Below are 17622 nucleotides of genomic sequence, written 5' to 3'. Positions count from 1 at the left end.
TAATAAACACACCTAAAAATATTACAATTTCTTTTTGAAACTGCATTCCATTTCTCCACCTAGAGCGTCAGGAGTATCGCCTGTTTTTCTAAAATCATGCGTATGAATTTCTTCATAGGGTTCAAAATTTACTTGCTTATAAAATTCATAGCAAGGAAATCCATCATGAACTCCTTGAATATCTATACTCCCGTCTTTATTTACCTGAACAGATAATAGATAGTCAGCAGGGGGAGCCTTCAGATTTAATGGGTTGCTTGCACTTGCACTCATTTGAAATTTGACATCATCAGAACTCCATATGATATTAGTACACATAATGTTTTCTGTGCTGGCTTTTCCACTTCTTTTAGTAGCAGAACCATCAGGGTTTGTTACTCTTTCCGTAGTTATCCCCGTATTCGCATATGTAAAAATTTCTTTTTTAAGAAAATCTACAATTACTTCTTGTTCAATTCTAGAACGCATAGTGTTTACAGCATTAGGTGTAAATTCACGTGAGTCGCCTTCGAATTGAATGGCCTTACCTGTTTGCACATCTATTTTAGGTTCAGTCCAGGACATTGGTATAAACACACTTGCTCTTATTTTAACAATGTGATTCATATAGACACCTCCAAATTGAATTTACTTATATCGAATCTGCATTTCTTCAAACTATAAGAAATATAGTCAACTTGATTGACTACTTTACGCATAGTACAATAGATTAATCATATAGTCAACTAAGTTGACTATATTTAACGGAGGTATGTATGAGTAATAAAGTAGATAATGAGTTGGACCTTACATCACTTTTGTCTTTATCTTTTAGTTCATTGATTAATGAATTGCATGACAGACTGAGTGAATTAGGATTTGAGGATATTAGACCAGCACATGGTTTTATGTTTAAATGTATCACTCCCCGAGGAGCAACGGGGATAGAGCTGGCAGAATATTTAGGAATTACAAAACAGGCTGTAAGTAAAATGGTGGATTATCTTGAGAATTGTGGTTATGTTATGCGCCAAGCTCACCCAACGGATAAAAGGGGAAAAATAATTGTTTTAACTGATAGAGGTTGGTCAGTAGTAAAAGCTAAAGAGAAGATACTTGCTGAGATTGAAGAACAATGGATGGAAAACATAGGTGCAAAACGAATGCAAATGCTCAAAGAAGATTTATCGAAATTGGCCTCTGAAGAAAATGAAGGGAAACCATCATCGAGATTTAGACCTGTCTGGTAAATTTAAAAAGTACATCACTACAAATAGGATGCACATTAGTTTAAGAACAATATAAATTTAAATGATGAAAATGAATAAAGGTGGGGAGTGGATGAAAAAGAGTTTCATTCTTTATCTTATTGTTTTCATATTGTTAATCTTGCTATCAATCATATCACCTGATTTCGGAACGGGGCTGATGGTGGAAGGGTAACTTCTAGAGATGTTTTAAAAGAAAATTCAGATGCCGACATATTCAAGTATGACGAGGGCATTTATAGCAATATAACCGATTGGATTGGTTTAAAGAAAAAAAAGAAAAATACACCATACATCATTTATTTGGAAAGACTAAAAAGCAGTCCGCAAATAGTTTTTGGTTTACTGATTTGACAGCTACAAAATTACCTGTGGGAACAAGAGTATATTCAACTAATGAAAATGGCGATAGTGGAATATTGATAGTCGAATATGAAGGTGAAAATTTATATTACATGGAACTCCTTGAAGGTTAGATTGTGAAAGAGTGTACTTAAAGATCAGTGGTTCCACATATAGCTCTTAGAATGCCATAGTTTTCATCTTACATAAGCATTCTTAATTTTATAAACAAAGACATCAATGTAGGCTTTTTTTCATACTATATATTTGGGGTGGAAAAATGCCAAGAGTTAAATACCGAGAAGCAGACGTTGATTTAATGGCAAGGATGATGAGAGCAGAAGCCGAGGGTGAAGGACAACAAGGAATGTTATATGTTGGCAATGTAATTGTTAATCGTGCTGTGGCGGATTGTTTAGACTTTCAAGATGTAAGAACAATTGAAGATGTTATTTTTCAGGTACAAGGAGGAAATTATTCTTTTGAAGCTGTTCAAAAAGGGAATATGTTTTATCAAAGAGCAAGATCTACTGAAAAAAAATTAGCAAAACAGAATTTGGATTATTGGAGACAACATCCAGCGAAATATGCCCTTTGGTACTTTAATCCATATGCTCCTTGTCCTCCAACATGGTACGGTCAACCGTTTACTGGTCAATTTAAAAATCATTGTTTTTATGAACCAGCAGCTGGAACATGTGAAAGTGTTTATAACGGTTAGGTTGTCTAGGAGCCATTATTGATTCTGGCGTTTTAATGAGTTTTTGCCTTTTTGATGATGCGAATACAACATTTTTATTCGTAGGTACTGGTTGGTAGCCAACAATATTCATTCGATGCAACTCTTATAGGTAATGTAACATTTACCAGTTAAAAAAACCTTCATACGCTAATAGTAGCCTATTTTTCTCTAAAGTTGTTTTAGTGTACTTTTATCTCACGAAATAAAAAGGGAACTTCTTGGTTATGAAATGCACCCCAAATTTTTAGACAGTGTCTAAAATTTGGAGGTGCATTTTTGTTGAACTTCTCGTACTAAAGGGAAATTCTCTTTTATATTGAGAGGCAAATAAGAAATGAAAAGTTGAACTTGAATTAGTTATGGATTTAGTTGACTAGTTAATGCATAAAAGGACGCAATTTATTGTACGACACGTTCCTGGCTCAAATGAGATATGGAAAACACAATCTTAGTAAAAATTAGGCAAATTTTATATTTGAAGGGGATTATCGAGAAGTTGAAAGAAGAAGTAGCTGCCCAAAAGGCTTACCTTGCATCGAGTAGCATGCTATAAATTGGTTAATTTAGAGAAAGTCAATATTTATCTATGGAAGTGTTTGATGTACAATAAATGCAGGTATTTTTTTACTATTTAAGAAAAGGGTGGTTATTGCTCTTGGAGGGTAAAGCACTAAAATCTGCAACGTAAATATTCTTAACAAAAAATCTAAAGGGGAATAGATAATGAAAAGAATAGGTAAACATATGATTGCTGCTATGCTCGGAATAATGCTGATGTTGTCTACGATTGTTCCAGCAATCCAAGCAGAAGAAAGTACACCAGATATTAGCACTTGGGCACTCGAGACGCTAAACGAGGGTGAAAAGTACGGTATTTTCCCAACGCAATGGTATTATGAAGGATTTACAAGTGAAGTGTCGATTGAAAGAGTAAATGAATTAATAGCTTTAACAGAGAAGAAAATAGCGGCATTAGAACTTCCTAAAAACAAAAAATACAGCCCGATTAGCTATAAAGGAGATACTACTAGAGGAGATATCATCAATCGACTGTACAATATTGTAGCAAGCTATGATTTACCTGTAGGCAAAGATGCAGTAGCATATATGACTGAACGAAAAATCTTACAAGGTTCTAGCAATGGACTAGGATTAAAAGAGAAGGCAACGACGCAACATGCAGTCGTATTAGCTGTTCGATTAGTGAAGGATACATTCGACCTAGCACAACAAGGTTCTAAAGGTGTAGCTTGGGTAGTAGAAGATGAAGACACAAAGGTTTACTTATTAGGATCAATCCATGTAGGAACACCTGACCTTTATCCGATAAATAAAAAATTATTAACAGCATTTGACGAAGCGGATGCGCTATTAGTGGAAGCGAATGTCGTTGATGAAAAAGATCTTGAATACTTCACAGGAAAAGCGATGTATGCAGATGGGATAACACTTCGAGACAATGTTAGCGCAGAAACCTATGAAAAGATTGAAAAGGTTGCACAACAGTACCAGCTACCAATGGAACAATTAGTGATACAAAAACCTTGGGCGTTATCAAGTACTTTATCATTTTTAGCGGCGGACGAAACTATTGGCTTGTCTCCACAGGAAATGGCGATGCATGGCATTGATACGTACTTTTTATCAAATGCACTGCTTCAAGAAAAGCCAATCATTGAATTAGAGGGAGTAAAAGCTCAAGCCGATATGTTAGATGGTTTATCTCCTGAAGCGCAAGAACAGTATTTAGTAGCTACAGTAGATAGCATTTTAGAGCCATCTGCAGAAAGTGAATACGATATGATGCAGGAGTGGTTTAGCAGTTGGAAGAAGGGCGAGATTTTAGCGTTCGCTGAAAGTTTCAAAGAGATGGAAGGGGAAACTTCTGAATTTAATGAAATGCTATTTGGTTTACGAGATGAACAAATGGCAAAGAAGATTGTTTCATTATTAGAGGATGAAAAAGGCAAGTACTTCGTTGTCGTAGGAGCTGGTCACTTCGCAATTGAAAAAAGTATCCGTTATCATTTAGAACAGAGCGGATACGATGTTGAGCCTTTTTATCAATAAAACCACACAAAAGTGCAGCCATTACGCATTGTAAAATGTGCGAAGTAGCTGCACTTTTGTGGTCATTGATTAATGACAATAAATTTTAAAGTGAATTCGGTGGAAGTTATGTCCATATTTTTTAAAGTAGGGATTTATCGGGATTACACAGAATTCAAAAGAACGGGGAATCAATGGTAATGACCTCTCCCAAAAAAGATATTAAAGAAATCGAGAATACGCTTCAAGCGGCTACCAATCCTTGAATAACTGGCAGGTTAGTTCAATAAGTATAAGTTAGGAGAAATGCTTTTTCTAATTCAACTACCGAAAAAGTTTAGCTTAACAAACTTTGTTCGTATGACATTATTAAATTCAGCATTTATTGATTCGATTTCATACGGTGATATATTACCTCCCTCTAAACATTTTCGGAAAATCCTAAATAAGTACGGTCATTACTATTTAAGGGATAGGATCAGGGAAGACTTTCAAGAAGATCATTATTATGATGTAAGGATAGAGGAACAACATACGGGTCTCGCATATAGAGAACCTGTTTACGCGTGTCCTGTCATCCCAGTGAAGAAAGAATATCTATCTAAAATCTTAAACCTCTTCAAAGCTTTAAACGGAAATGTGTCCTTATGTAACGAAAATCATGAACACCCTAATGGTTGGTTTCGAGAGGTATGTTATGAAGGTTATTGTTATTATTAAGATAATGACGACAAAAAGATACTTTTCTTGCAAGAGTACAGTGACAATGGAGAACAACATTTTAACGTGAAAGAACTAAGTTGGTATAGGCGAATACCGAAAGACAAACGATGGATTCAGATAGACGCAAATGAAAATAAGGAGAAAGTGTTTTTACAATGGTTGGAGGACCTCCCCCCTTCAGAAGAAGACCAAAACCCAAAAGGTTAGTATATGTGTATCTTAAAGAACTAACGGAAGCGATTGTTCAATTAGAGCAGTCCCTTCTTGTGCTAACGGGAGGTTAGTTGAACAGTGTAGTTTAACTTGTGTTCAACTATCGGGCCAGTTTAATGACAAGGATATTTTCTGTTTTTAGCGAATTAGAATTACAAACAAACGTATCAAAAGTACAGGATATTACAAAATAACAGGAACATAGGAGGTATGAGATTTGAAAATCCAAAGAATAGATCATGTGGGTGTAAACGTAAATGATCTCTCTGCCGCTAAAGATTTTTTTCTCGATTTTGGGCTTGAGGTGCAAGGGGAATGGGAAATGGAAGGAGAGTTGATCAATCAGGTATTTGGGCTTAAAGACGTTAAAGTAGCATGTGTAGGATTGGGGACGCCAGACGGTCAGGTATGGATAGAGCTAATAAAATTTCATAATCCGTTAGATGAAAGAGAAATTCAGCAACCTTTTGCCAATACCCTGGGTATCCGGCATATTGCATTTGCTGTTGAAGATATTGAAGCTGTTGTTGCCAAGTTGAAAAAGAAAGGTACGAAAATCTTTAGTGAGATACTACACTATGGAGAAAGTTATAAGTTATGCTACTGCAGTGGGCCAGAGGGAATTATTTTAGAGTTGGCGGAGCAAATCAAATAAATTATGGGTAATTAATGGTTATCGGGCCTAATTGCTGGATTTTGACAGACCGCCAGTGAAATATGTAATCACGTCGATAAAATTGTTCCGCAGGCGGGCACGATTGTTATGTAAGCGTTTTTTTTCTGATTCAACAAACGAAGCAGGTTAGCGGAAGAAGGATAATAGAGACTTGCTGCATTATTAATTAAGATATTTAATACTATACATTTAAAATGACCTCAATATATTCAAAAAAGACCCTATTAACGCAAAATATTAAGTTTCGTAACATATCATAGTTATAATAAATAATTCATTTCAAAGGAAGTGATTTTGTGAAGACAAAAAGAACAGTCTTTTTGATAAGTGGTCCCCCAGGGGCTGGAAAGAGTACATTGGCTGATAAGATATGTAAAAGTATGGACGGGTTATGTGTACATATAGAGGGGGATCTGTTATACAATTTGGTAAAGAAAGGATGGGTACATCCTTGTGATGATCACGATAATTTTTTTCTGAATGTCTTATGGGACAATATAGTTGCTCTGGTTGAAAACTTTACAAACAATAATATGAATGTAGTTACTGATTATGTTTTTTCTAAAGAGCAGATATTTTCTGTTATAGATAGAATAAAGTATTTAGATATTAATATTAAGATAATAGTAATTAAAAGTGATATAAATATCCTAATTAATAGGGATAGACAACGAAGTGGAGTTGCGTATGTAGGAGAAGAAAGAATTAGACAAATTGTTAAAGATTTTAATTTGAATAAATTTCCAGAAAGATTGATACTTGATAATAATGATGCTGATTTAGGGGGCCTTGTAAATATCGTTTTGAAAGAAGGCAGGTTTAGCGTGAATTAATTTGTAATATTAGTTTAAGGCATACCTTAATGAATCAAAAACCAATACAAAAACCCTCTTAATCAACGAACGGGGAGCTTTAGTTGAAGAGCTAGAATGATGTATCCATCTCAGTTGAGGTGGTCTTTTTTATTTACGAGATGTCAATACATATAGTCAATACGTTACCGTTAGAGTACAACCTAACAGTAACGAAAAAAATTGCAAAACATTGATGTCACTTAAGACGCTATTTTAAGTAGTATATTGCATTATAAGAAAATATAAAAAAGTCCAGTTTCTCAGCATTAAAATTGAGAAATTGGACTTTTTTTGTTAATTGGAAATAGCACCTACTTATAGAGAGTTAATGCTCAAATCTCAAAATAGAACTTCTGCAAGCCCTCGTTAGCTCAATTATATTTTTTACAGGCGAGTACATATGCGCAATTGATTGCCATCAGGATCTAATACTGTCATCATACGAAGCCCTTCAAGATCCTCATTTGGAGGTTCAATAATACGAATATCTTTTTTACTCTTTAATTCGCTGTACCAGTTATCAACATTTGGAACAAAAAAATGAATTAATCCACCAACTTGGCAGTCTTCAGTATGTTCAGTCAAATAAATAGTCATTTCATCTTTGCTAATCTGAGCAAAAACGGGAAAATGCGGTTCAAATTGATGTTCCCAGTCAATTCGAAACCCCATACCTTCCACGTAGAACACCTTACTCCTTATATAGTCAGTTATGCGGAATGCAGGAATCACTTTTTGCATTTTGACCCTCCTTAAATTTCGTTATCCGTATTATTTTTCAATAATGGAGTTGTATTGTCCTGTCCGTTAATTTAAGTACAACGTTTTTCAATCTTTCCTATACTTTATCATATAAATCCAATTTTCTTTAACGCTATTGTTCCAGAAAATGGCCCGATTACAGAATAGAATTGAAAAAGCGTAGATATATGTTCTAAAACTCGTCCCTTTCTGAACACACTGCTGTTCAATCTGAAATGGACGTTTTTTATTGTCTTTTTCGTAACAAAACTCTGTTCATAATTCTACGTTCAATAACCTATGTGATTTTATCTTATATTACAATGAGTTTAGAGAAAAATAAGGAAAGAGTGATTTTGGTGTTAATTGGCTACGCACGTGTATCAACAGGATTACAAAATTTAGATTTGCAAATGGATGCGTTAACGAAATATGATTGTGTTAAAATTTTTCATGATAAGTTGAGTGGGACAAAGAAGCAGCGTCCAGGATTAGCAGAAGCATTAGAGTATGCACGTGAAGGGGATACAATTGTGGTTTGGCGACTGGATCGACTTGGCCGCAATATGCAGGACCTGATTCACATTGTGAATAGTTTGAATGAACGTGGTGTCGGCTTTCATAGTCTACAAGAAAACCTAACAATGGATAAAAGTAATGCGACTGGCCAACTGATGTTCCACTTGTTCGCAGCGTTTGCGGAATTTGAACGTAACTTAATAGAAGAACGTTCAGCTGCTGGTCGTGCAGCAGCAAGAGCGCGTGGTCGTCTTGGTGGTCGCCCAGAGAAGTTTGGGGAAAAAGATATTGAAATGATGAAATCCCTTATCGAAAATGGTACATCGATTAAAGATGTTGCAGAAAAATGGGGCGTGTCTCGCACGACGATTTATCGCTATTTAGAAAAATCTATAAAATAAAACGTGAAGCACTTGTTACCAGCTCACAGCTTGGATAAGTGCTTTTATTGTTTAGAATAGGCGTATTTTTAAGTGTAATTTACCGATTAAAGAGACACACTAACCCTCGCATAACCAAAAATCATTATGTATCGACTCCTTTTAACGAACAACTTATAACGAACACATCAACACACTGATATTGCTACAATCTAATCTGTTCATCTATAGCCTACTTAAAATGAACACCCTCCTTAAGAAATATACCGCTTTAAAGGCGGCTGGCGCTTAATGAGTGGGTATTGTTAGTAGAAATCTACACCTATTTCATTATTATTGAATACTAAATAATTTCCTCAAATTGTTCAGTTAATCAATTTCTATGCTTATCCAACCTTCAAGGTATTTTCAATCAATTAACACAGATGTGAATTTGGAATATAATTTCCACATATCTTCCTTTATGTTAAAATGTTTAACAAAGTTAAAGTCAATATTATCTTAGCTAATTGAGAGGTGTTAATGATTCCAAAATGTACAGTTAATAATGTAGATATCTACTATGAAATCAAAGGCAAGGGTGAACCACTGATTTTTACTCATGGCGCATCATGGGATCATAAACAATGGGATAAACAAGTTGATTATTTTTCTAAATATTATAAAACCATAACCTGGGATGTTCGTGGTCATGGAGCCTCTTCTCTTCCAAAAGGGAAGTTGTATGCTGAAGATTTCAGTAAAGATTTAATTGGTTTGATGAATCACCTACAAATTAAAAAAGCAAATTTATGTGGACTATCAATGGGTGGCCATATTTCTTTACAAACAGCAATTCATTATCCAGAATACGTAAAATCTCTAATATTAATAGGCACGCCATTTACAAATAAATTCAATTGGTATGAAAAGGTATTTGTTCCTATTAATCGTTTCTCCAACTTGTTTATTCCAATGTCACTTTCTGCAAAAATACAGGCATATACACTATCAAAGTTTAATAAGGCCAATAAGCAGTATATTTATTCCACTGTTGCAGCTATGTCTTATAGGAATTGGATTCGAATTTGGAATGTCGTATCCAGAATGGAAAGTGGAAACGAATTAGATAAAATAAATTGTCCTACTTTAATATTACATGGTGACCGCGATACTATGATTCAAAGACAACAAGAGTATCTACATAACAAAATTAAAAAGTCACAGTTAAAAATCATTGAAAACGCTCATCATGCCACTAATTTAGATAAACCAGATCAAGTAAATGAATATATCCACCAGCACCTTATAAAAACATCAACTAGCATTTAAATATTTTTGTGCAGTAAGAATTTCAATTTTATTATCTTAAGTTTTTTTACTGCACAATATTTATCAAGTGTTTAATAAAATATAATTTCATTCCACTACTTATTACGAATAGCCCTATAGGGGGCGTCAGAAAAATGCGGATTTACAACGATAAGCAAAGAAAAGTCCCCAACGACGCTTTGAGTGCATTTTCCTTATACAACAATCGGGCCAGATTGTTGTATAAGGGGTCTAGTCAGATTTATACGGATTTACAACGGTAAGCAAAGTAAAGTCCCCAAACGACGCTTTGGGTGTATTTTCTTATTCAACTAACGTACGCAGGTTAGTTGAAGTAGTTATTGTTGTGTTTTCGTTTAGATTAAGGCACAATACGAATGGGAACATACGTTTTGAGTGGAGAGGAAATGAAAAATATGAATTTTAGTGAAGCCGTTGAACGTTCTATACAATTAAGAAAAGTCTACCATCGTTTGGAACGACAGTATCATGAAACAGAATGGACAGTAGAAGAAGATGCGTTAGCTTTCCTGACAGATGCTGGTTTGGTCGGTCGTCTAACAATGTCTCAACAGGGTCGTTGGCCAACCAATGGGGAAACTGAATCTGAACTTGAACATAAGATTGGAGAATGCATATGGTGGCTGATTAATTTGGCTGAACGCACGAATATTGATAGCGGTGAAGCATTGGAAAAATTCTTATCCAAAACAGAAAAAAAACTAGGGGATTGAACTAATATACCTGTTGAACTAACGGGTGCTTTAGTGAAACAAGGTTTTATAAAATATTCATACTAAATCTAAAAAACGTTCCCAAATCAAAGTTTTGGAACAAAGAATAACGATCTTCAACAATCGGGCGCTATTGTTGAATAAGACATTAAAACTCTCAATTTGTTGTAGTAAATGAAGTCATTTTTAGTACAAAAAGGATAGATGGAGCGATTCCTAATATGCTCCCCTATCCCTTATTTTTATACTATATAATGTCTGACATCAAATAGAAAACTATCTAGTACAATACATTCCAAGAAATTTCTTGACGCCACACCTCAGCAGAAAAGTTCCCGAATGTTGGCACCCTATAACAGGTACAGCCATAACGTATAATCAAATCGCTTCAATTTGTGGGATTTTAATTAGAAAGGTAGTTCCTTCACCAGGTTTGCTTACTACGTCTATGCTTCCTTTATGTGTTTCTACTATCCATTTTGCAATTGAGAGCCCCAAGCCATGTCCTCCCATTTGACGAGAGCGTGCTTTGTCTGCTCTGTAAAACCTTTCAAAGATATGATTTAAATCTTCACTTTCAATCCCAATTCCTGTGTCCTGAACCTCTATAGAAAGGAGTGTACCTTCTTTTGAAAGAGTGAGTTTCACCTGTCCTTTTGTTGGTGTATATTTAATTGCATTGTCTACAAGAATGTAAAGTAATTGCGATAATCTTTCTGGATCGCCTATTGCTGTGAGTTCATTTGGTGAATCTAAACTAATCGAGATTGCTTTATCATTGGCAAGTGGACTTAGTGATTCTATTACTTTTCCAGCTACTGGTCTAAAGTCAAAAACTTCCGTTCGTAGCTCTAGTATATTAGAATCTGACCGTGCCAACGTTAGCAAGTCGCTTATTAAATTGGTCATTCGTTTAACTTCTAACTTCATGTTGATTAATAGTTTTCCCATGAAATCTTCTTTCGTAGGTTCAATTGTCATTTCCATCGCATCTATGGAGGATTGTAAAACCGCTAATGGTGTCCGCAACTCATGTGAGGCATCTGCCACAAATTCCCTTTGCCTTGTGAATGCATTTGAAATGGGTACCATCGCTTTTTTAGACATTCTTTGACTAATAAATACAGCTAGTCCAGAAAAGATGAGTCCTAATACAATTAGTATAATAAGGACCCAATGAAATATTTGGGAGGCAAAAGTAAAGTCTCTTCCGATGTACAAAGTTCCGATTACTTGGTCCTTATAAATAATTGGATGGCTAGCGATTATTAGACGAATATCTTTTTTGGATTCGAGTCGAAACTCTTTTTGCTTTCCGCGGTCATCTCGAAAATCGCCCAGATGAATTGATTCGTAAAAAATATCTTCGCCGTTGGTCACTTTCTCACTTAACAAAGGTGTTAATGCGTATTGTAAGCGTCTATCCTGATCGTTCCCCATTATGATTTTACCATTTGAATTCATCACATAGTAAAAAGCTTGATTTACACCGGAGAACACGATTTCCTGGTTTTTCATTTCTTGTAAATCCCTTTTTTTGTTTTCAAACAAGTAGCTCACAATTATGTTTGCTTCTTGTTCAACAAGGGTTTTTATTTCTCTTTCAGAATTTCTTGTTATAGATAAATATAGGGCACTGTATACGATTACAATAAAAAGAGAGAGGAATAGTAAGAGTAAGCCGATATATATAGACGTTAATCGTCTTTGGGTACGACTGAACATATCTTTTCCACTCGGTTGGAGCCTCTGGAAGAACGTAAAAAAATTATTGTTCAAACTTATATCCCACCCCTCGTATACTCTGAAGTAAATGTTCTTTCTGAATTGTTTTTAGTTTTTTACGTATTAGTTTTACAGTGGCATCGACAGTCTTCGGTGCAACCTCTGCATCAATACCCCATATCCGATCTAGAATCACTTCACGTGAAATGACTTGTCCTTTGTTCTGTACAAGTAAATCTAACAATTGAAATTCTCTTGGACTTAGTTGAATATCCTTAGTGCCAGATTGAATTAAATGGCTTGCCCGATTTAACACTAAGTCTTGGATTTTAATTTCTTCCTCTACAATTGGAGCGTAATTGCGGCGTGAAAGTGCTCTTATTCGTGCCAGTAGTTCATCGATTTCAAAAGGTTTAACAAGATAATCATCAGCGCCTGAATCTAGTCCATCAATACGATCTTGAATGCTGTCTTTAGCCGTAAGCATTAATATCGCACCAGCATAACCTTGTTTTCGTAAACGCTGACAAACCTCAATACCCGTCCCGTTCGGCATCATCCAGTCTAATACTAATACATCATAATGAGCATTATTGGCATAGTAAAACGCATCTTCACCTTCCATAACCCACTCAACATTATAGCTGGCCTTCTTTTTGAGCATAAAAACAATTAATTCCCCAAGTGTGCTTTCATCTTCAGCTAATAATATATTCATCTCTATATCACCTGTATTTCTAATTTGTTAGTTTATTATAATGGTATTCGCCATTAGTTGATACAAGAAAAGAAGCACCTAACTCCTACATTGGTGCCTCTTTTTCGATATCAACCGATTTTCAACTGTTCCTGTTTCAATTTATCGATTTCTTTATTAATATCTTCTTCATTAATCACGTTTTGATACGTTGTTTCCTGTATTAATAATGGTCTTGTAATTTGTTGTCCTGCTTGCACTTCTGCTTCCATTAATACAATTTGATCTTCGGCTTGCGAGATTCCTTTCAAAATATTCCCTACTTCAAATGAAGACGTTGCTGCTTGAATTCGTTTAATTGATTGGGCGATGTTTGCTCTTGAAGCTAATAAAATTTTTCTATTTTGTAATTCAACAAATGTTGCATTTAAGTCGTTTAAATGATTTTTTAGTATGTTTGTTTGGTCTTGCAGTGCTTCAAATTGTTCTAGGTAAAAGCTTAGCTGATTTTCTTGAATCATTTTTTCTTCTACAGCTAATCTCGCAATGGATTCTTCACCATTCTTTATCGCTAGTTTTGCCTGTCTATTTCTTTTTTCAATTGTTGCATTTATATTTAAAATCAATGCCTTCTGTTTATTTTCTGCATAAATTTGACGTGTGAGTGCCTTTTGAGCAAGAGCTATTTCTTGCTCTAATTCTCTTGTCATTTCATTTAGCATCATGATTGGATTTTCTGCTTTATCTAGAAGTCCATTTATATTAGCTTTTGTAATGCGTTTTACTCTTTTGAATATTCCCATATTACTTATTCTCCTTGTTATTTATATTTTTTTCCCACTGATCTAGGATATCTTCATTTTGATTTTCCATTGGCCTATACGAAGAGGCGAGACTTGTATTAATGAACTGTTCCATCGAAAACTCTTTTGTTTTCTTGTTAAACCAGCTCATTATGAACACAAGCACGATCACAGCAATGATTAAAAATAGAAGCATTCCTAACAAGGGAAATTCTACATCATGTGGTCCGTATATTGCTGGATGATGTCCAAATCCGTTAGGGCCACGTCCATGCATCCCTGCGGCTAAAACTTTAAAACTTCCCCCTACTAGAAGAGAAAATCCTAAAATACCTGACACAATTATAATTAGAGACTTCTTGAGTGCTTTCATTCACTTAACTCCTTTCTTCTTGATGTCTTTAATTTAATGGGCTTTGGTGAAATCTTGGTGAAAAACAAATAAGTTTTGTGAGTTTCATTTATATAGGTAAGCAGACGAAATATAAAAATTAATTTCAGCTTTCACCATTTTTTCACCAACGAGGAGTAAAGTAGCAATTAGAAAAATAAAAGGAGGAATTTTAAAATGTTTAAAAACAAACTTTTTGGATATGTAATGACAGGCACTTTATCGTTAGGTGTACTTGGGGGAGCGACTCATGCTTTTGCGGCAACGGAAAGTAATACGGTTACAACTTCAACAGTAGAACAAGGTGTAAACGTGAAGGCTTCATTGGATGAGGCGACAAAAGAAAAAGTACAGATAATCATGGAGAATCTTAAATCGAACTTAGCGACAATCGGAGTTGAACTACCAGTAAAAGGAGAACATGGCTCTCGTAGCGATTTCCTAGCGGAGGTAGATGATACAGCAAAAGAAAAAGCTCAAGATATATTAGATCAAGAAAAAGCTGGAACAATCACTTGGGAGGAAGCTCAAACTCAATTAGCTGCACTTGGTGTTGAACTTCCGACAAAGGGCAATGGTGGCCATCATGGCGATTTCCTTGCGGAGGTAGATGATGCAACAAAAGAAAAAGCTCAGGCTATTTTAGATCAAAAAAAAGCCGGAACAATCACTCGGGAGGAAGCTCAAACTCAACTAGCTGCACTTGGTGTTGAACTTCCAACGAAAGAGGACGCTCGTGATTTCTTAGCTGACCTAGATGCTGATACAAAAGAAGCAGCACAGAGTTTTATCGAAGATGCAGAAGCGCAATTAGCTGAATTAAGCGTAGATCACTTACCTATCAAAGGCTTTAAAGGAAATAAATCCGAATAAAATTCGCAAATAACTAGTTTTTATATCAATCAAACTCTATTACAAAATAAGCTCCTCACAAAATAGTAGAACTTCTTTATCAAGAGTAAATCGAAAATTATAGTATATCTATTAATCAGAAAGTATTGATGAGATTTAGTGAATTTTTTTGAAAGCATATATATTTTTTTGATAAAAAATGAACAGAAATAGTATATTTATTTCGTGAGGCGACTTACACAAGGATCAGTTTAAAAGGTAGTATGTCCTTATTATTTTAGGAGGGATTTTTTTAATGAAAAAAATAAGAACATTCATAGCATTAGGTATAGTAACATGCATGGCATTGAGTGGCTGTGGGACAAATAATGACTCACAGACAACATCTACTTCTACACCTACTGAATCTGAGAGTGGTAATGACATGAAGAACCAAGGAGGAGGCAGAGGTGGGGCAATGTCTGTAGAAAATGATCCTGAACTTCAGGCCATAATAGATGAAAACTCAGGGAAATTTCAACAGCTTACTTTTGAGGATGCAGAGACAGGGATTTCACTAGAGTATAGCCTATATGTACCAGAGAACTACGACGAAAATAAGACTTATCCATTAATTATGTATATTCCAGATTCCACAGGTGCCGGAAAGTCGGCATTGGAGACTGTGCAACAATATTATGGAGCAAATGTATGGGTGACAGATGAGGAACAGGAAAAGCATGCATCCTTTGTACTGGTACCGGCGTTTAGTGAAACGGTTGTTAAAGATAATTGGAGTACATCAGATCAAATTGAAGTAGTTGTGCGATTAATTAACAAATTGACAGAGCAAAATAGCATTGATATGAACCGTATCTATGCCACTGGGCAATCTATGGGATGCATGACATCACTGTATTTAAGTAGTCAGTATCCAGATTTATTTGCAGCCTATCTCTTTGTGTCCGGTCAGTGGGATATTTCTGTTTTAAGTGGACTTGAAAATGAAAAGTTCTTTTATATTACTGCAGGTGGAGATTCACGTGCATCGGGCGGTCAAGATGAAGTGATGAAAATGTTTGATACCGATGGAGTGAGCTATAGTTATGGAACATGGAATGCTCAGAACTCCTCGGAGGAACAAAATGCAGCAGTGGAAAAATTGATTGCAGAAGGAAATAAGGCAAATATGATACGCTTTGAAACTGGGACTGTATTCAAGGAAGGTGAAACGGGAATGGAACATATGGCATCCTTTAATTATGCTTACAAAATATCAGCAGTAAGAGATTGGTTGTTCAATCAGTCAAAATAAGGTGGAAAGAATAGTTGAGAGCGCATTGGAGCGCTCTTTTCTTATTTGTGGAGTAAAGGTTAATAGTGAATAAAATTGAAAAGCCATTAGAGTTTTGTAAGCGCTAAAGATAAAAATGACATCATTCAAATTAGCATGTATATTCGCAATCGCTAGATACACGAGTTCTGCATTTTATTTGCACCAGCACTATGTCCAAGGATTTCACGATTAAAAAGGTCGACAAATTGGCATAAATAGTGCCATTTTTTTTCGACACGGAGGTATGTAAATCACTGACGATAACTGCTCACGGCTCTTCTTGCTCAAACTGACGCTGTAATTCATTTTTTACTGGTTCATCATTACATGTTGATTTATACGGCTTATACGGTGCTACTGTATAGTTTGATACGAGTCCAAGACCTTTCATTAAACGACCAATTCGACGATGTGATATGTGTTTTGGTTCAGGTAATTTACTTAGTTCTTTCTTGATTTTTCGCGTACCATAATTATTACGGATTTCCGAATACGGGCAATCTCTTTGGAAATCTCTTTATCTTCATTTTTAAACTTACGTTTACATGCAAATCGGCATTATAGTAATAGGTACTCTTTGGAATATCGAGGACGTCACACATCGCTGATACCGAATATTTGTGAGTGTTATTTCGAATCACATCTATTTTCGTCCCATGATCAGCACTGCTTGCTTTAAAATATCATTCTCCATCAATAATCGTTGGTTTTCTTTCCGTAGTCGAGCCAGTTCATTTTCTTCTTCTGTTCGATTATCTTTGGCAGCGAAAGAGCCTGTTTCTTTGTGATTTTTAATCCAACGATCTAATGCAGAAGGCGTAATATCATTTTCTCTAGCAGTATCTGCACGTGATTTCCATTTTCATAAAGTTTCACTAATTGCAGTTTAAATTCGGGTGTAAAAGTTCGACGTTGACGTGTCATAGTAGCACGCTCCCTTAAGTTAATAGTCTAAGTTTACAGGCCCTTATTTTATCTGTCCAACTTAGTGTAACCTATCCAGGTTAAGTGGCATTTTGAGTAAGGTTGCATTCTTTAATTGTTCCTACTACTGTAACTAACAGGGGCTTAAGTTGAAAAACGATATTCCAGAATCGGGCGCTTTCCTTGAATAAGGAAAGGGTCTTTTTCCATTAAAGGACCAGATTGTGGAGTAACTTCTTTAAAGAAAGATTGAAGTCTATTTAAAATTATTTAAAATAAGACAGTGAACTGATGTAGTTAAAATAACGGCGGAGGTTGAAAATCACAGACAAAAAAGACATTCACTTGAATGCCTTTTTAACAAATATTCTCTTTATTAGCAAT

At 35.3% G+C, this 17622-nt stretch carries 18 protein-coding genes and 1 pseudogene; 11 read left to right on the top strand and 8 right to left on the bottom strand.

Translation table 11 applies throughout. The features are described from left to right. Window positions 1-21: 21 nt before the first annotated feature. A complete protein-coding gene (locus ACIQ2D_RS20905; RefSeq protein ID WP_402867234.1) occupies window positions 22-606 on the bottom strand; it encodes a DUF3238 domain-containing protein in 585 nt (194 codons plus the stop codon). Window positions 607-755: 149 nt separating this feature from the next. On the opposite strand from ACIQ2D_RS20905, the gene ACIQ2D_RS20900 reads away from it, so the two are divergent. The 6 genes from ACIQ2D_RS20900 to ACIQ2D_RS20875 all read left to right on the top strand — a co-directional run bounded on the left by ACIQ2D_RS20900 (window position 756) and on the right by ACIQ2D_RS20875 (window position 6825). Continuing rightward, window positions 756-1229, top strand: a complete 474-nt coding sequence (locus ACIQ2D_RS20900) for a MarR family winged helix-turn-helix transcriptional regulator (protein ID WP_402867233.1) — start codon at window positions 756-758, stop codon at window positions 1227-1229. A 272-nt stretch (window positions 1230-1501) separates the two neighbouring features. Beyond that, window positions 1502-1723 (top strand): hypothetical protein, encoded by a 222-nt coding sequence (locus ACIQ2D_RS20895; protein WP_402867232.1) that lies wholly within the window; start codon window positions 1502-1504, stop codon window positions 1721-1723. 146 nt (window positions 1724-1869) lie between these two features. Then, window positions 1870-2310, top strand: coding sequence for a cell wall hydrolase (locus ACIQ2D_RS20890; RefSeq protein WP_402867231.1), 441 nt, complete (start codon window positions 1870-1872; stop codon window positions 2308-2310). 744 nt (window positions 2311-3054) lie between these two features. Further along, entirely contained in the window at window positions 3055-4401 is a 1347-nt protein-coding gene (locus tag ACIQ2D_RS20885; RefSeq protein ID WP_402867230.1) for a TraB/GumN family protein, read from the top strand. A 1132-nt stretch (window positions 4402-5533) separates the two neighbouring features. Then, window positions 5534-5971 (top strand): VOC family protein, encoded by a 438-nt coding sequence (locus ACIQ2D_RS20880; protein ID WP_402867229.1) that lies wholly within the window; start codon window positions 5534-5536, stop codon window positions 5969-5971. Between the two features lie 317 nt (window positions 5972-6288). Next, a complete protein-coding gene (locus ACIQ2D_RS20875) occupies window positions 6289-6825 on the top strand; it encodes an AAA family ATPase (RefSeq protein ID WP_402867228.1) in 537 nt (178 codons plus the stop codon). Window positions 6826-7230: 405 nt separating this feature from the next. On the opposite strand, the gene ACIQ2D_RS20870 is transcribed toward ACIQ2D_RS20875, so the two are convergent. Further along, the gene (locus ACIQ2D_RS20870; RefSeq protein WP_402867227.1) at window positions 7231-7587 is read right to left on the bottom strand and encodes a glyoxalase superfamily protein; all 357 of its coding nucleotides are present in this window, start codon (window positions 7585-7587) and stop codon (window positions 7231-7233) included. 359 nt (window positions 7588-7946) lie between these two features. Here ACIQ2D_RS20870 and ACIQ2D_RS20865 point away from each other — a divergent pair, with 359 nt between their 5' ends. The 3 genes from ACIQ2D_RS20865 to ACIQ2D_RS20855 all read left to right on the top strand — a co-directional run bounded on the left by ACIQ2D_RS20865 (window position 7947) and on the right by ACIQ2D_RS20855 (window position 10531). After that, window positions 7947-8507 carry a recombinase family protein gene (locus tag ACIQ2D_RS20865; RefSeq protein WP_402867226.1) on the top strand — a complete coding sequence of 187 codons (561 nt, stop codon included), beginning with the start codon at window positions 7947-7949 and terminating at the stop codon, window positions 8505-8507. A 501-nt stretch (window positions 8508-9008) separates the two neighbouring features. Continuing rightward, window positions 9009-9797, top strand: a complete 789-nt coding sequence (locus ACIQ2D_RS20860; RefSeq protein ID WP_402867225.1) for an alpha/beta fold hydrolase — start codon at window positions 9009-9011, stop codon at window positions 9795-9797. A 377-nt stretch (window positions 9798-10174) separates the two neighbouring features. Then, window positions 10175-10531, top strand: a complete 357-nt coding sequence (locus ACIQ2D_RS20855; protein WP_402867224.1) for a nucleoside triphosphate pyrophosphohydrolase family protein — start codon at window positions 10175-10177, stop codon at window positions 10529-10531. A gap of 378 nt (window positions 10532-10909) precedes the next feature. Here the strand turns inward: ACIQ2D_RS20855 and ACIQ2D_RS20850 are convergent, their stop codons facing one another. From ACIQ2D_RS20850 to ACIQ2D_RS20835, 4 genes are all read right to left on the bottom strand, one after another. Beyond that, on the bottom strand, window positions 10910-12049 hold the full coding sequence (locus ACIQ2D_RS20850; RefSeq protein WP_402867223.1) for a sensor histidine kinase: 1140 nt from the start codon (window positions 12047-12049) through the stop codon (window positions 10910-10912). A 250-nt stretch (window positions 12050-12299) separates the two neighbouring features. Next, window positions 12300-12974, bottom strand: coding sequence for a response regulator transcription factor (locus tag ACIQ2D_RS20845; RefSeq protein WP_402867222.1), 675 nt, complete (start codon window positions 12972-12974; stop codon window positions 12300-12302). A gap of 110 nt (window positions 12975-13084) precedes the next feature. Continuing rightward, window positions 13085-13756 (bottom strand): PspA/IM30 family protein, encoded by a 672-nt coding sequence (locus ACIQ2D_RS20840; protein WP_402867221.1) that lies wholly within the window; start codon window positions 13754-13756, stop codon window positions 13085-13087. A 1-nt stretch (window position 13757) separates the two neighbouring features. Further along, window positions 13758-14129 (bottom strand): hypothetical protein, encoded by a 372-nt coding sequence (locus tag ACIQ2D_RS20835; protein ID WP_402867220.1) that lies wholly within the window; start codon window positions 14127-14129, stop codon window positions 13758-13760. A 195-nt stretch (window positions 14130-14324) separates the two neighbouring features. Here ACIQ2D_RS20835 and ACIQ2D_RS20830 point away from each other — a divergent pair, with 195 nt between their 5' ends. Continuing rightward, window positions 14325-15020 (top strand): hypothetical protein, encoded by a 696-nt coding sequence (locus ACIQ2D_RS20830; RefSeq protein ID WP_402867219.1) that lies wholly within the window; start codon window positions 14325-14327, stop codon window positions 15018-15020. A gap of 274 nt (window positions 15021-15294) precedes the next feature. Next, window positions 15295-16293: a carboxylesterase family protein gene (locus ACIQ2D_RS20825; protein ID WP_402867218.1), complete on the top strand. Its 999-nt coding sequence runs from the start codon at window positions 15295-15297 to the stop codon at window positions 16291-16293. A 289-nt stretch (window positions 16294-16582) separates the two neighbouring features. On the opposite strand, the gene ACIQ2D_RS20820 is transcribed toward ACIQ2D_RS20825, so the two are convergent. Both ACIQ2D_RS20820 and ACIQ2D_RS20815 read right to left on the bottom strand, forming a co-directional pair. Then, on the bottom strand, window positions 16583-16798 hold the full coding sequence (locus ACIQ2D_RS20820) for an IS3 family transposase (RefSeq protein WP_402867255.1): 216 nt from the start codon (window positions 16796-16798) through the stop codon (window positions 16583-16585). Between the two features lie 159 nt (window positions 16799-16957). Then, window positions 16958-17149, bottom strand: a pseudogene (locus ACIQ2D_RS20815) (transposase); the annotation flags it as partial. Between the last annotated feature and the right edge of the window lie 473 nt (window positions 17150-17622).

Origin of the sequence: Lysinibacillus sp. NPDC097287 (assembly GCF_044761695.1) — a bacterium.
Lineage (GTDB): Bacteria > Bacillota > Bacilli > Bacillales_A > Planococcaceae > Lysinibacillus.
The sequence above is the reverse complement of the archived record's forward strand: the minus strand, read 5'-3'. Positions and strand labels throughout refer to the sequence as shown.

Bases quoted from the DNA above. Each gene is read 5' to 3' on its own strand.
- ACIQ2D_RS20905 (WP_402867234.1), bottom strand. From the start codon at position 606: ATGAATCACATTGTTAAAATAAGAGCAAGTGTGTTTATACCAATGTCC.
- ACIQ2D_RS20900 (WP_402867233.1), top strand. From the start codon at position 756: ATGAGTAATAAAGTAGATAATGAGTTGGACCTTACATCACTTTTGTCT.
- ACIQ2D_RS20890 (WP_402867231.1), top strand. From the start codon at position 1,870: ATGCCAAGAGTTAAATACCGAGAAGCAGACGTTGATTTAATGGCAAGG.
- ACIQ2D_RS20885 (WP_402867230.1), top strand. From the start codon at position 3,055: ATGAAAAGAATAGGTAAACATATGATTGCTGCTATGCTCGGAATAATG.
- ACIQ2D_RS20870 (WP_402867227.1), bottom strand. From the start codon at position 7,587: ATGCAAAAAGTGATTCCTGCATTCCGCATAACTGACTATATAAGGAGT.
- ACIQ2D_RS20860 (WP_402867225.1), top strand. From the start codon at position 9,009: ATGATTCCAAAATGTACAGTTAATAATGTAGATATCTACTATGAAATC.
- ACIQ2D_RS20855 (WP_402867224.1), top strand. From the start codon at position 10,175: ATGGGAACATACGTTTTGAGTGGAGAGGAAATGAAAAATATGAATTTT.
- ACIQ2D_RS20850 (WP_402867223.1), bottom strand. From the start codon at position 12,049: ATGAAAAACCAGGAAATCGTGTTCTCCGGTGTAAATCAAGCTTTTTAC.
- ACIQ2D_RS20845 (WP_402867222.1), bottom strand. From the start codon at position 12,974: ATGAATATATTATTAGCTGAAGATGAAAGCACACTTGGGGAATTAATT.
- ACIQ2D_RS20840 (WP_402867221.1), bottom strand. From the start codon at position 13,756: ATGGGAATATTCAAAAGAGTAAAACGCATTACAAAAGCTAATATAAAT.
- ACIQ2D_RS20835 (WP_402867220.1), bottom strand. From the start codon at position 14,129: ATGAAAGCACTCAAGAAGTCTCTAATTATAATTGTGTCAGGTATTTTA.
- ACIQ2D_RS20830 (WP_402867219.1), top strand. From the start codon at position 14,325: ATGTTTAAAAACAAACTTTTTGGATATGTAATGACAGGCACTTTATCG.
- ACIQ2D_RS20825 (WP_402867218.1), top strand. From the start codon at position 15,295: ATGAAAAAAATAAGAACATTCATAGCATTAGGTATAGTAACATGCATG.